Here is a 13,771-nt window from a genome sequence, read left to right as displayed (position 1 = left end):
GCTCCTCTACCTTAAGGCCGCGGCGAGTCTAACCTCGAAGGTCGGCTCGGCGGAGCGGCGGTCGTACGGCGGCTCGGGAGACGACGAGGGTGGCCCGTCCGGAACCGACACACCGTGTGGGCCAGCCTGTCCGCGTTCTCGTCAACGCCCGCAACAGGACGCCGCATCTGGGTTCCATCCGCGAAGTGATCTGGCACCACAAGGACGCGCGGTACACCTACTACATTGAGGAGGAGGGCCGCCGCGTGCCGAAGCGCTACTTCACCGAAGATCTGGAGGCCGTCGCTCCCTGATCCGATGCGGCGATCGTTCCTGTTCACCTGATCACTGGCTGCCTACTCGTGGCGTCTCGTCGCGCCCCGTCCGCTCGGTTCGGCAAGGTGTGGCGAGGCTGGGCATGGTGGACGGCGCACGTCCACTCGGTCTTGGATCGGGTCGCACGGAGAGTACGATCGGCTCCTCCCTTGATCGGCCAGGTCGACCTGGACCCGAGCCGAGCCAGGGTCGACATGCCGCGCGTTCCTGCTTGATTCGGATCCGGGGGCAGGTCACAATCGGCTGGCCGACTTCGCGTCGGCGCTCGACGCATGAGCATGTCTCGAGTTTGCCGGCAAGACACGGCCCGCCGGTGCGGGGAGGTCGGACCCATGCCGCAGTACAGCCAGGCGAACCGCCCGCTCTCGATCACGACCCCGCTGGGGACGGATGTCCTGCTGCTTCAGGGCGTGGAGGGGACCGAGGCGCTGTCGCGGCTTTTCGAGTTCCGGCTGGCGATGCTCGCCGATTCGACCGTCGTGATCAACTTCGATCAGCTCCTGGGCCAGGAGGCCACGGTCGCGTTCCGGCTGCCGGACGGCTCGTCCCGGTATCTATCGGGCATCCTCAGCGAGGTGAGCCAGGGGGGGCGGGTCTCCTCATCGCTGGGCCCCTCGTTCTTCACCCTCTATCAGGCGACGCTCGTTCCCAGGCTCTGGCTGCTCACGCGGAAGGTCGGCAGCCGGATCTTCCAGCAGATGACCGTCAAGGACATCCTCGCCGCCGTCCTCGGTCCGATCGCCCCGGAGGTGCAGCTCCAGGGGACCTACAAGCCGCGGGACTACTGCGTCCAGTACCGCGAGAGCGACTTCGATTTCGCGACCCGGCTCATGGAAGAGGAAGGGATCTACTATTACTTCACGCACGCGCAGGGAAGCCACAAGATGGTCCTCGCCGACTCGCCGATGAGCCATCCGACGGTCCCGGGCGAGGCGACGGTCCACTACGAGGAGGTCGAGGGGGGGCTCCGCGACGAGGACCGCGTGCACGCCTGGCGGCGGCGGCAGGAGATCCGATCCGGCAAGGTCACGCTCCGCGACCAGTGCTTCGAGCTCCCCGGCCAGTCGCTGGAGGCCGCCAAGGCCGCGGCCGGCGCCGTCCAGGCGGGGGCCGTCTCGATGAGCCTCACCGCGGGAGGGAATGACGCGCTCGAGGTCTATGACTTCCCCGGCGGCTACGCGAAGCGGTTCGACGGCGTGACGCCCGGCGGCGCCGACCGGGCCGCCGACATCCAGAACGTCTTCCAGGACAACGAGCGGACCGTGGGAATCCGGATGCAGGAGGAGAATGCCTCGGCCATCCGGCTGGGCGGCTCCGGCACCTGCCGGCAGTTCACGTCCGGCTGCAAGTTCACGCTCGATCGCCACTTCAACGCCGATGGCTCGTACGTCCTGACGCGGGTCACCCACCGGATGACCATGGGTGACACCTACACGAGCGGCGGCGACGGATCGGCGGACTACGAGAACGACTTCGAGTGCATCCCGGCCGCGCTCCCGTTCCGTCCCGAGCGGACGGTCCCTCGCCGGGTCGTCGAGGGGCCGCACACGGCGGTCGTCGTGGGCAACTCCGGCGACGAGATCTTCACGGATAAATACGGGCGCGTGAAGGTCCAGTTCCCGTGGGATCGGGACGGCCAGAACGACGGCAATAGCTCCTGCTGGGTCCGCGTCGCCACGCCGTGGGCCGGCCGGCAGTGGGGGATGGTCCACATCCCCCGCGTCGGCCAGGAAGTCATCGTCGCCTTCGAGGAGGGGGATCCGGACCGGCCCATCATCGTCGGGGGGGTCTACAACGCCGCCAACATGCCCCCCTACACGCTCCCCGACAACAAGACCCAGAGCGGCTACCTGAGCCGGAGCACCCTCCACGGGGCGCCCGAGAACTTCAACCAACTGCGGTTCGAGGACAAGAAAGACTCCGAGGAGATCTATTTCCACGCCGAGAAGGATTTCAACCGCGTCGTCGAGAACAACGACACGCTCAAAGTCGGCTTCGACAAGAAGGACAAGGGCAATCAAACCGCCGAGATCTACAACAACCAGAGCCTGAAAGTCGGCGCGGCGAATTGCGACGACGGGAGCCAGGCCGTCGAGATCTACAACGGCCAGTCCCTGAAGGTGGGCACGGGCGAAGGGCAAGCCGCCAGCGGCAGCCAGACCGTCGAGATCTACAAGGATCGGACGACCACGCTCAAGACCGGGAACGACACCCTGACGATCACCCAGGGGAATCGGTCCGCCACGGTGAAGCAGGGGAACGACACGCTCGAGGTCTCGCAGGGGACCCGGAGCGTCACGGTCAACGGGAATGTCACAGAGGAGGTCAAGCAGGGCAATCGGAGCGTGAAGATCGCCATGGGGAACGACGCCCTGACGATCTCGATGGGCAACCAGACGACGAAGCTGGACCTGGGCTCCAGCTCGACCGAGGCGATGCAATCGATCGAGCTCAAGGTCGGCCAGAACAGCATCAAGATCGACCAGACGGGCATCACGATCCAGGGCCTGATGGTCAAGATCCAGGGCCAGATCCAGACCGAGGTCAAGGGGATGATGGTCCAGGTTTCCGCGGACGCCATGGCGCAGCTCAAGGGCGGGATCACGATGATCGGCTAGGGGATGGAGAACTGAATCGCCGTGAGTGACCTGGTTTTCATCGACGAGCGGTACGCCGTTGACGTCGCCCGGCGGGCCGGCTTGGGCGAGGCCGCGACCGCCCTGCTCCGCGACGGGATGTCACCCGGCGGCTATCTCGAGGCACTCGCCGCCAGCGGACCGCCCCTCGACGGGATTCGCTTCCTGGCCCACGCGATGGCCCGCCGCGCGGTCGTCTGGTGGGCCTGCCGGTGCGTGACGACCCTGGACCCGGACGGATCCGCGGCCCCGGCCGCGGAGGCGGCCCTGAAGGCGGCGCGGGAGTGGGTGACCGATCCCAGCGACGACCGACGACGAGCCTGCTGGCCCGCGGCCGAAGGCGCCGGCATCGGCACGCCGGCCGGCTGCACGGCCCTCGCCGCCTTCCTCAGCGGCGGCAGCCTGGCCCCGGCCGAGCTTCAGGCCGTCCCCCCCGGCGAGGACCTGACCCCCCGCGCGGCAATCGGCGCGATCATGCTCGCGTCGGTGGTCCGCGAGCCGGAGAAGGTCGAGTCGAAGTACGCCGCGTCGTTCGCGATCGGGAGGGACGTCGCCGAGGGGAAGGACACCTGGCCCGCTCCCTCGCGGATCCTGCCGCCGAAACCGGTCCTCAAGAAGCGCTAGGAGTTCGCCCATGCCCATGCCCGCGGCCCGCGCCGGCGACATGCACGTCTGCCCGATGGTCACCGGGATCGTGCCCCACGTGGGCGGGCCGATCCTGCCCCCGGGCTGCCCGACGGTCCTGATCGGCGGCATGCCCGCCGCCCGGGTGGCCGATATGGCCACCTGCGTGGGCCCGCCCGACGTGATCGCGCTGGGATCCTTCACGGTCCTGATCGGCGGCATGCCCGCCGCCCGTCTGGGCGACCTCACCGCGCACGGCGGCTCCATCGTCATGGGCTGTCCGACCGTGCTGATCGCCTGACCCGCCGGGCCGAGGGCGGCGGAACCCTCCGAATCGGGCGAGCTGACGACGGACGCCCGCCGGAGATGCTAGAATTACGGGGAAGGGAAAGGTTGCCCCCCCAACGATCGAGATCTGCATCATGTCCACCGGCGAGTTCCAGCACATCAAGGCCAACATGGTCGGCGACGTCGCGGTCGTCGAGGTCCTCCCCGGCGAGCTCCGCTTCCCGCCCCAGGCGCAGGAGCTGGGCTCCGAGCTGACCCTCGTCGCCGGCCAGGAATGGGCGAAGAAGCTCGTCATCAACCTCAAGCACACGAAATACCTCAGCAGCACCGGCTTCGCCGTCCTGTTCAGGGTCGTGAAGCAGGCGAATGACCGGGGGGCGACGGTCCGCTTCTGCGAGCTCGACCCGGAGGTCCGCCTCGGCGCCGACATCATCGGCCTCGACAAGGTCTCGACGATCTTCGAGACCGAGGAAGAGGCGATTCAATCGCTCGCCTGATTGCTGCGTCGGCTCGATCGGCCCGGCCGCTTCTTGAGCCGGCGCCCGCGGGCGGGCGCGGGGCGGGACTGCTCGGGGGGGTGATCGGGGTCGGCCCCATTCCCGTGGTCGTGGTCGTGGCCGTGTCCGTGCTCGTGGCCGTGTCCGTGGGGGTGGCCATGGTCGTGCCCGGCGTGGTCCTCGTGCGTCCCCGCGACCGGCCGGGCGGCCGTCAGGACCAGGCGGCCGGTTTCCACCCCCTTGATCCCGATCAGGTCGTCGGCGAGCTGCCGGACCACGCTGGCGGCGCCGCGGAGGAGGATGACCTCCAGGCACCGGCGCTCGTCCAGGTGGACGTGGGTCGTGGTGACCACCCGCTCGACGTGCCGGTGCTGTAGCTCCGTGAGCTTCTCGGCGATCCGGCCGGCGTGGTGATCGTAGACGAGGGTGACCACCCCCATCGCCTCGCTCTGGTCCTGCCCGATCACGTCCTCGACGAGGGCGGCGGTCATGAGGCCGCGGACCGCCTCGCTCCGGTTCGGATACCGGTGCTCCTTGCGATATCGATCGAATCGCCTGAGGAGCTCGCCGCCGATCGCCACGCTGAACCGGACCAGGGGATCTTTCATGCGGGTGCTCCCGATGTCGGCCTGTCGAGGAGAGGCTAGTCCCCTGTCAACGCTCAGAATTCGGGTTGCAGGACAGGCAGGAATGCCTGTCCTCCGGGTTTAAAGCCAGGTGTGTTGGAGATTTCGGAGGACAGGCATTCCTGCCTGTCCTGCTGCCAACACGAAAATCAAGCGGTGACAAAGCACTACCGGCCGCGCGGGACGTCGACCCAGCCGCCGCCGGTGGCGCTCTGGACGGCGGCCTCGATGAATGCCATCCCGGCCACGCCGTCGGCGATGCCGGGGTGGGCGAAAGGGGTCGGCGCGGGCTCACCCCGGGCCCGTCGGATCGTCCATTCGAGCGAGCGGTGGAGGTTGGCGAGGGCCTCGTGGAAGCCCTCGGGATGGCCGGCCGGGAGCCTCAGGTAGGGTCGGATCGAGGCGGGCAGGTACGTGCAGTCCGCCCCCTGGCGATAGATCCGGACCGGCTGGCCGTTGACGCAGTGCTCGAGCTGATCGAAATGGAGGTGGGACCAGGAGAGGGTCCCGGTGGTGCCGATGATCCGGACGCCGTTGTCGTTCTCGGCGCCGGTGGTGATCTGGGATGCGGAGACCGTGGCGATGGCGCCGTTGTTGAGCTCGGCCAGGGCGGTGAAGTCGTCGTCCAGGGGCCGGCCCGGGACGACCGACTTCATCCGGGCGAGCAGCCTCACGGCGTGCAGATTCGCCGCGAAGCGAATGAACATGTAGGCGTGAATGCCGATGTCCCCGCCGCAGCCCGAGGCGCCGGCCTTGGCCGGGTCCTCGCGCCACGAGGCCTGCTTGTTGCCGGCGGCCTCCTGGCGGGCGGAGAGCCAGCCCTGCCGGTACCAGGCCTCGACCTTGCGGATCTCTCCGATCGTACCGCCCAGGACCAGCTCGCGGGCCAGCATCACCATGGGGTAGCCGGTGTAGGTGTGGGCGACCAGGAACGGGACCTCCTCGGAGAGGACCAGCGCCTGGAGCCGCCGGGCCTCGTCCAGGGTGGTCGTGAGGGGCTTCTCGCAGAGGACCGCGATGCCGGCGGCGGCGGCCGCCTCGGCCGGGCCGAAGTGGGCGTCGTTGGGCGTGACGATGGTGAGATAATCGATCCGCTCGCCGGCCGGGAGGGCGGATTCGGCATCGACCAGGGTCCGCCAGTCGGGATAGCCGCGGGCGAAGCAGAGCTCGCGGGCCGCGGCCAGCGACTCCTCGGCGCCGCTCCGGAGGGCGCCGGCCGTCAGGTCGGCGGTGTTGTCCATGAGGATCGCCCGGCGATGGGGGGCGCCGAAGAAGCTCTTCGGGCCGCCGCCGCCGACCATCCCCACCCGCATTTTCAACCGAGCTCCCATCATTCGCCGCCCCGCCGAGGATCGCCGTCGAGTCGACGTCGGCGATGTGTGCCGGCCGACCTCGAGATCCCGTGAGACTAGCCGCTCGAGGCTCCCGCTCGCAAGGGCGGTCCCCGGCCCGGGGAGGCAGCCGGTGGGCGATCGGTCGACCCTTGGAGCGGGCCCCGGCGCCCGCTATATTGGCCGGGATGAGGGTCCGCGGCCCCTCGATAGGCTGGGGCCGGGCACGGCCTACGAACGACCGTCAGCGATGCGAGACGAAGGCGCCCGCACCTTCCGCGCCCGCGCCCGCAGCCGAGATCCGGCGAGGAGTCATTCGATGCGCGAGATCAACGTGGCGATGATCGGCGAGGGCTTCATGGGGCGGACGCACTCCAATGCGTGGTCCCAGGTGAGCAAGTTCTTCAAGCCCCCGGCGCGGCCCGTCATGCATACCTCGTGCGGCCGGCCGATCGAGCACCCCAAGATGTTCGCGAACCACTGGGGATGGGCGCACGCCACGACCGACTGGAAGGGGCTGCTCCGGAACCCGGAGATCGACCTGATCGATATCGTCACGCCCAACCACCTCCACGCCGAGATGGCCAAGGCGGCGATCGAGGCCGGCAAGCACGTCTCGTGCGAGAAGCCGATCGCCGGCACCCTGCCCGAGGCCCGCGAGATGGTCGAGGCCGCGCGCAAGGCCCGGGTCAAGACCTTCGTCTGGTACAACTATCGCCGCTGCCCGGCCGTCGCCTTCGCCCACAAGCTGGTCAAGGACGGCGCCATCGGCACGATCCGGCACGTCCGCGCGTTCTACCTCCAGGACTGGGCCGACGAGTCGATCCCCCTGGTCTGGCGATTCCAGAAGGAAGGCTCCGGGTCGGGGGCCCACGGCGACCTGAACGCCCACATCATCGACATGACGCGGTTCGTCACCGGCGAGGAGATCACCGAGATTTCCGGGGCCATCGCCGAGACCTTCATCAAGCAGCGGAAGCTGATGGTCGGCGCGGCGGCCGGCGGCATCGCCGCCGGCGTCCAGAGCGGGGCGGAGACCGGCCCGGTCACCGTGGACGACACCCTGCTCTTCCTCGCCAGGTTCTCCGGCGGCGCCGTGGCCAGCTTCGAGGCCGCCCGCCAGGCGACCGGCAACCAGAACCGCAACGGGTTCGAGATCAACGGCTCCAAGGGCTCGCTCAAGTTCGACTTCGAGCGGATGAACGAGCTCCAGTTCTACGACGCCACCCGCCCCCGCGCCGTGCAGGGCTGGACGACCATCATGTGCACTCACGGCGGCGATCACCCCTACTCCGCGAACTGGTGGCCCGACGCCCACACCCTGGGCTACGAGCACGGCTTCGTCAACGAGGCGTATGACATCCTTTGCGCCCTGACGAACCACGAGCCCACCGTGCCGATCCCCGACTTCGAGGACGCCTATCAGACCCAGCGCGTCCTGGAAGCCGCGCTCGTCTCCGCCGCCGAGCGGCGGCCGGTCCCCCTGAGCGAGATCCAGTAATCCAGGCCGCGTTTTCCCGACCCCGGGCCGGCTCGCATGCCGATTGCGGCGTGCCTGCCGGCCCGTTAGCTTAGGTGAGGGTCTGTTCCACAAGCCTTCTGGCAGCCCATCGGGAGCCGAAATCTGGCTCTCCCCCTTACTAAGGGGGAGCCGGAGGGGGTGGTTCGAGCAGTCCGAGGCGATCGAAAACACCCCCGTGAATCCCCCCTTGGTAAGGGGGGAAGCGAGCTCCGGCCTCCCTTTCGTCGCGGAGGAGTCCCGGATCACAGGGTGACCGAGGTTTGGGACAGACACTGAGATCTCTCGGGCCCCGGGGGCCCTTACTCTCCTCTCGCGGAAGGACGTTCCTTATGGGTGCACCTCACGTACTGGCCAGTCCTCAAAAGGTGGCGCTGATCGGCGGCGGTTTCATCGGTCCGGTCCATGCCGAGGCCCTCCGCCGGATCGGCGTCGAGGTGGCCGGCCTGCTCGACATCTCGCCCGAACGGGCCAAGCCCCTGGCCGAGCGCTCGGGCATCGCCAAGGTCTACAGCACCCTGGAAGAGCTCCTGGCCGATCCCGCGATCACGGCCGTGCACATCGCCTCGCCCAATCACGTCCACTTCGAGCACGCCAAGAAGGCGCTCCAGGCGGGCAAGCACGTCCTCTGCGAGAAGCCGCTGGCCAACAACTCGAAGGAGACGGCCGAGCTGGCGAAGCTGGCCGCGTCCCTCCCGAAGCAGGCGGCCGGGGTGAACTACAACCTGCGGTTCTATCCCCTCTGCCAGGAGATGCACGCGCGGGTCGCCGGCGGCGAGCTCGGCCGGATCCTGTCCGTCACCGGCTCCTACACCCAGGACTGGCTGCTGCTGGAGGATGACTACAACTGGCGGGTCGAGCCCGACGGCGGGGCCAACCTCCGCGCCGTGTCCGACATCGGCACCCACTGGATGGACCTGGCCCAGTTCGTCACCGGCCTGCACATCCAGGAGGTCAATGCGGACCTCGCCACCTTCCACGCCGAGCGGAACCGGCCCATCGGCGGGGCCGAGACCTTCACCGGCCCCAACGCCGCCAAGAAGGCGACCGAGAAGGTGAAGATCACCACCGAGGACTACGGCGCGGTGCTCCTGCACCTCGACGGCGGCGCCCGAGGGACGTTCCACGTCCACCAGATGCACGCCGGCCGCAAGAACCGCCTCTTCCTCGAGGTCTGCGGCGAGAAGGGATCGATGGTCTGGGAGAGCGAGTCCCCCGAGGTCCTCTGGCTGGGCCGCCGCGGCGGGGCCAATTCCCTGCTCAACCGCGACCCGTCGCTCCTGTCGCCCCATGCCGCCGAGGCCAGCCACTATCCCGGCGGCCACGCCGAGGGCTTCCCGGACGCCTTCAAGCAGCTCGACCTGGCCTTCTACGGCTTCATCGCCGGCGGCTGCAAGGGGACCCCGAAGTTCCCCACCTTCGCCGACGGCCATCGCGAGGTCCAGATCTGCGAGGCGATCGCCGCGAGCGCCAAGGATCGTTCGTGGGTCAAGGTCGCGAACTGATCGGGTGCCGCGGGATTGATGAAGAAAGGCCCGGGAGACGCGTGTCGTCTCCCGGGCCTTTCTGTTTCCGTCGTTCGCAAACCTCTCCGATCAATCGCGGTTGCTCGCGACCTTCTGGAGGAGCCGGAGCATCTCCAGGTAGAGCCAGACGAGCGTGACCATCAGGCCGAACGCCCCGTACCATTCCATGTACTTGGGTGCCTGCCGGGCGGCGGCCTCCTCGATGAAGTCGAAATCGAGGAGGAGGTTGAACGCGGCCAGTCCGACGACGAACAGGCTGAAGGCGATCCCGATCGGCGAGGAACTGTAGACCATCGGCATCGTCACGCCGAAGAGGCGCAGCAGCATGGTCGCCACGTAGAAGAGGCAGAGGGCGCCGGTCGCCATGATGACGCCCGACTTGAGCCGGTCGGTCACCCGGATGATGCCGTTGCCATAGACGAAGAGCATCATCAGCAACGTGCCGCCCGTCAGCATCACCGCCTGCAGGGCGATGCCGGGGTAAGCCTTGCCGAACCGCATCTCGACGACCTGGGATACGGCGCCGAGGAAGACGCCCTCCATCGCGGCGTAGACCGGGGAGGTCCACGGGGCCAGCGTCGGCTTGAAGATGGTCACGAGCGCCAGGACGAAGCCCGCGATCCCCGCGACCGGCAGGACACCGGGAGCGAGCGACCCCGTCGCCATCGATTGGAACGCGAAGAGGGCGCAGCCCGTCATGATGCCGAGGAGCAGGAAGCACTTCCCCATCGTCCCCTGCACCGTCGTCACCGTACTCCGGGGTACGCCGTAGACCTGGCCGTAACCGGCGAACATGTCCTGAGAAAAGGCCGGATTGCTTGTCGCCACGCCGAAACCTCCAGTGCCGGGGATCGTCGAGCCGCCAACGCGCGGTCGACAGCCCGGCATCTCCCGTATGTACGATGCTCGATGCCCGAAGGATCATTCGCCCTCGGCATTCAGATGTTCAGAGAATTAAAGGACATTGTCCGGCCAGACGATCGCCTTGGCAAGGAAAACCGCTACTTTGTGATTGGACGATATCCGGCATGCAAGATTCAACGCGGAGTCAGGACGGGCCAGGCCAGCTCCACCCCGCGGGAGACGAGCCGGCGCTGGAATTCGGCCAGGGAGTCCTGGGATTTCCTGACCCCCCTGGGAGCGAGCTTCGATCCCAGGCAATGAGCCACGAGCGTGCCCACGGCCTCGCCGATGGCCCATTCGACGGGATGAAGCCGGTAGCAGCCGTTGGTGATGTGGGTCGTGCCGATGTTCTTGCAGGCCGGCAGCAGGTTCTCGACGCGACGGGGGATGAGTGCGCCCAGGGGGATCTGGAACGGGAGTGAGCTGATGTCGATGTAGTTCGTGCCGCCGGTCCCCGGGTGGAGGTCGATCCGATAGGAGCCCACGCCGACGGAATCCGGGAACGGCTCGGCCGAGACCTCGTCCCGACCGGCGGCCCTGCGGCGGGCCTCGGTGCCGACGTGCTGCTCGACGACCGTGAACTCGGCCCTGATCCGCCTGGACTCCCGGATGTAGGCGGCCTTGGCCAGGCCGTCGGAGGTGCCGACGACGTCCGGGCGGAGCCGGAGGCCGGGCCAGCCGGCCTTCCCGTCCGGGCGAGGGGCCTCGGTCTGGAGCCAGTAGAGGAGCGACAGGCTGAGCTGCTTCGCCTTCGCGACCATGGCCTCGGCCTGCGCCGGGGTGACGCCGGGGCCGACGAGCGGCCCGAGCCAGCAATCATTCTGGGGCCAGTTCACCAGCGTGATCCCGCTGCTGCCGGGGAAGGTCCCGGGCTCGAACTGGCGGGGATCGGCGATCCGCCGGTAATTCCAGAGGCCGGCGCCGCGGCCCCGAGGGTCGAAGCCCTGGTCCACGGGCTTCAGGGTCACCGGATGCGTGTACTGAGGCGCCAGCAACCTGCCCGGCCATGGGGGCGTGAGCCTGGGCGCGAAATCTCGCCAGAATTCGTAATCCCGCGGGCGGTCGATGGTGTGGTCCTGGCCGTCGAGATAGTCCATCGCGAAGCAGGCGGTGATGCCCTGCTGGTCGTCGGGCCGGGCGATCTCGGGAGCATGAGGCTCGCCGGTCTCGGCGCGGGCCTCGGCGCCGGTGACGAACTCGACCCCGGCCATCGAGAGGAGATCGCCAAGCTCGGTGGCGTCCGCGAAGTAAGGGGCGACGAGCGTCCGTTCGTCCCCGGACCGTCGATCCCGGACGACCACGGCCCGGACCCGGTCCCCCTGGACCTCGGCGCGGATCGGATCGTGCTCCAGGAGGACCAGGAGCTTGCCGCCGGAGGCGAAGGGCGCGATCATTTCCGAGAGGACGGCGAGGGCAATCCTCGGCTCGTGGCAGAGGCGGGAGACGCCGCCGCCGCCCGGGTTCAGGTGCCGATCGGCGCGGGCCGCGGCCGTCAGCGGATAGTGCCTCCGGTAATACGCGCGGATCCCGTCGCGAAGGTCGCGGTATCGGGCGTTCGAGCCGAATTGCTCGATCCAGGGATGCTCGTCCGGCGGCACGGCCTGCGCGGTGAGCTGGCCGCCGATCCAGTCGGTCGTTTCCGTCAGCACGACGGTCAGGCCGCTCTCCGCCGCCGCGATGGCCGCCGCGCAGCCGCCGAGCCCGCCGCCGATGACGACGAGATCGGCGGCGATCTCGCGGGTGAAGCCGGACGACCGGGCGACTTCCCCCGAAGCTCGCTTTGCGGCGGCCATCAGGGCCGCGAGGCCGGAGCCGGTCTGCCCGAGGAATCGGCGTCGATTCATGTCTGTTCGAACCTTTCTGGGGATGAGGCGAGTCTGTTACGATAAATCATGACGCCGGCCCCAGGAAGCCGGCGGTCCCCGTTCGCGAGAGTGGCGGAACTGGCAGACGCGCAGGACTTAGGATCCTGTACCGCAAGGTGTGCGGGTTCGACTCCCGCCTCTCGCATTCTTCCCGTCTCAACCCGACAGAAGCCGTCCCGCCCTGTCTTTTCCAGGACGAGACGAGTTATTGACGACATATCATGCAATCAATCAAGTCGACCCAGGGCCACTGAAGCCGCCGTCATGCGGATCTTCCAACGTCAGACTCCTCCCGGAGAACTTGGTGGACGGCATGGACACCTAATGATACCATGGTTGATCCAGTGCGTCTGAGCGAAGTAGCTACACGCATTCCCATGCACTGAGGTGTCACGATGACGCAAATTACCTGTCCGAGCTGCGGTCGCACGCGCTCCACGTCCAAGACGATTCCCCAAAAGGCCACGGCCAGGGTGAAATGCCCCAGTTGTGGCCATGACTTCCGAATCAATGCTCAGGGGTTGGAGGTATCAGAGGTGGCGACTCCTACGGTCGTCACGCCCGCCCGGGTTGAGCCCGCCGAGAGTATGACCCGTAGGGTCTCAACCGCGGCTATGTCGTCCGATAAGCTAGACTCGATTGTCGAGATCCGAGCCGCCCCTGATCGGTCATTCCAGCAAATCATCCAAGTTGCAATACCCGAACGACAGCGGACGAATCCAGTTGGAGTCGCAGCCTTCGTCCTGGGCATCATCGCGATGATGATCGCGTGGGTTCCATTCCTTGGTCTCGTCGCAGTTCCCGTTGCACTGCTGGGTGGTCTCCTCGGCGCGATCGGTCTGATCTATGGCCTGGTTAGCCGGCGCGGAAAGGTCGTGACTTCCTCCATAGGAATCGTCCTCTGCCTGGGCAGCATCGTGCTCTCGGTGGCGATGACAGGAACAGTCGCCAACAGGGTTGGCGAGGCTATGAAGGAAGCGAATCAGAAAGCCAGCCGCTCGGCTCAGCCTGCCATTTCCCTCGCGCCGGTGGCCCCCGACATGAAGGCCCAACCAATCGGGGCTGCGTCAGCGCCTGCCTTAGCGGTTCAACCTACCGCTGAGCCAGCCCCGATCGTTGAGACCTGGTTATCCCCCGATCAGCCTGGCCAACTCGGCAACGTCCAAGTGCGTTTGATGTCGGTGATTCTCGCTCCGGTCTCGTTGAGAGACCGAACACCCTTCCCTGGGCGAGAGAATGAGCGTGGCGTATCCAAGGAGCCACTGCTCTCGATCGTGGTGGAAATCTCAAACCTAGATCAAAACCGCAAGCTAGACTTCAAGACGTTGGCAGGCAAGCAATTCTCTTTCGAGCGAGACAGCGCGACACTCAAAGACAACTTCGGCAACCGCTACCGTGGCATCAATTTTGGCTTTTCGAGCCTCCCCGAGCTTCGGACCGAGGAGGAGTCAATCTATCCCGGTAAGTCGGTCAAGGATCACCTCGTCTTCGAGGCTCCGATCGGCACGGCAACTCATCTCGACCTCGAGATCCCCGCCCTGAATGTCGGCCAATCAGGCTTTTTCCGATTTCGGATCCCGGCGCAGTTCATTCAGCACATTCAGGGCGGAGGGGCGCAAGAGTAAGGCTGCGTTTCGGCCC

11 protein-coding genes, 1 tRNA gene and 1 pseudogene are annotated in these 13,771 nt (G+C 67.4%); 9 read left to right on the top strand and 4 right to left on the bottom strand.

The window, feature by feature from the left end; genetic code table 11:
- Positions 1-89 precede the first annotated feature (89 nt).
- The 5 genes from G6O54_RS30460 to G6O54_RS30440 all read left to right on the top strand — a co-directional run bounded on the left by G6O54_RS30460 (position 90) and on the right by G6O54_RS30440 (position 4,360).
- The gene (locus tag G6O54_RS30460; protein WP_165232309.1) at positions 90-293 is read left to right on the top strand and encodes a DUF6960 family protein; all 204 of its coding nucleotides are present in this window, start codon (positions 90-92) and stop codon (positions 291-293) included.
- A gap of 354 nt (positions 294-647) precedes the next feature.
- The gene (locus tag G6O54_RS30455; protein WP_165232306.1) at positions 648-2,933 is read left to right on the top strand and encodes a type VI secretion system Vgr family protein; all 2,286 of its coding nucleotides are present in this window, start codon (positions 648-650) and stop codon (positions 2,931-2,933) included.
- 21 nt (positions 2,934-2,954) lie between these two features.
- Positions 2,955-3,575, top strand: a complete 621-nt coding sequence (locus tag G6O54_RS30450; RefSeq protein WP_165232303.1) for a DUF6931 family protein — start codon at positions 2,955-2,957, stop codon at positions 3,573-3,575.
- A gap of 10 nt (positions 3,576-3,585) precedes the next feature.
- Positions 3,586-3,876, top strand: coding sequence for a PAAR domain-containing protein (locus G6O54_RS30445; protein ID WP_165232300.1), 291 nt, complete (start codon positions 3,586-3,588; stop codon positions 3,874-3,876).
- Between the two features lie 121 nt (positions 3,877-3,997).
- Entirely contained in the window at positions 3,998-4,360 is a 363-nt protein-coding gene (locus G6O54_RS30440; RefSeq protein ID WP_165232297.1) for an STAS domain-containing protein, read from the top strand.
- Between the two features lie 209 nt (positions 4,361-4,569).
- Here the strand turns inward: G6O54_RS30440 and nikR are convergent.
- Both nikR and G6O54_RS30430 read right to left on the bottom strand, forming a co-directional pair.
- A pseudogene (gene nikR, locus G6O54_RS38950) lies at positions 4,570-4,968 on the bottom strand (nickel-responsive transcriptional regulator NikR); the annotation flags it as partial.
- A gap of 185 nt (positions 4,969-5,153) precedes the next feature.
- Positions 5,154-6,299: a Gfo/Idh/MocA family protein gene (locus G6O54_RS30430; RefSeq protein WP_250847163.1), complete on the bottom strand. Its 1,146-nt coding sequence runs from the start codon at positions 6,297-6,299 to the stop codon at positions 5,154-5,156.
- A 337-nt stretch (positions 6,300-6,636) separates the two neighbouring features.
- On the opposite strand from G6O54_RS30430, the gene G6O54_RS30425 reads away from it, so the two are divergent.
- Together G6O54_RS30425 and G6O54_RS30420 are read left to right on the top strand one after the other, a co-directional pair.
- A complete protein-coding gene (locus G6O54_RS30425; protein WP_165232291.1) occupies positions 6,637-7,818 on the top strand; it encodes a Gfo/Idh/MocA family protein in 1,182 nt (393 codons plus the stop codon).
- A gap of 350 nt (positions 7,819-8,168) precedes the next feature.
- Positions 8,169-9,341, top strand: coding sequence for a Gfo/Idh/MocA family protein (locus tag G6O54_RS30420; RefSeq protein WP_165232288.1), 1,173 nt, complete (start codon positions 8,169-8,171; stop codon positions 9,339-9,341).
- A gap of 90 nt (positions 9,342-9,431) precedes the next feature.
- On the opposite strand, the gene G6O54_RS30415 is transcribed toward G6O54_RS30420, so the two are convergent.
- Positions 9,432-10,190: a Bax inhibitor-1/YccA family protein gene (locus G6O54_RS30415; protein ID WP_205679088.1), complete on the bottom strand. Its 759-nt coding sequence runs from the start codon at positions 10,188-10,190 to the stop codon at positions 9,432-9,434.
- A 209-nt stretch (positions 10,191-10,399) separates the two neighbouring features.
- Positions 10,400-12,109, bottom strand: coding sequence for an FAD-dependent oxidoreductase (locus G6O54_RS30410; protein ID WP_165232282.1), 1,710 nt, complete (start codon positions 12,107-12,109; stop codon positions 10,400-10,402).
- 84 nt (positions 12,110-12,193) lie between these two features.
- Between G6O54_RS30410 and G6O54_RS30405 the strand changes: the two genes are divergently transcribed.
- Positions 12,194-12,275, top strand: a tRNA-Leu gene (locus tag G6O54_RS30405).
- Positions 12,276-12,666: 391 nt separating this feature from the next.
- Positions 12,667-13,755, top strand: coding sequence for a hypothetical protein (locus G6O54_RS30400; protein ID WP_165232279.1), 1,089 nt, complete (start codon positions 12,667-12,669; stop codon positions 13,753-13,755).
- Positions 13,756-13,771 lie beyond the last annotated feature (16 nt).

This window comes from Aquisphaera insulae (assembly GCF_011064615.1).
Lineage (GTDB): Bacteria > Planctomycetota > Planctomycetia > Isosphaerales > Isosphaeraceae > Aquisphaera > Aquisphaera insulae.
This window is presented reverse-complemented; position numbering and strand designations above follow the sequence as displayed.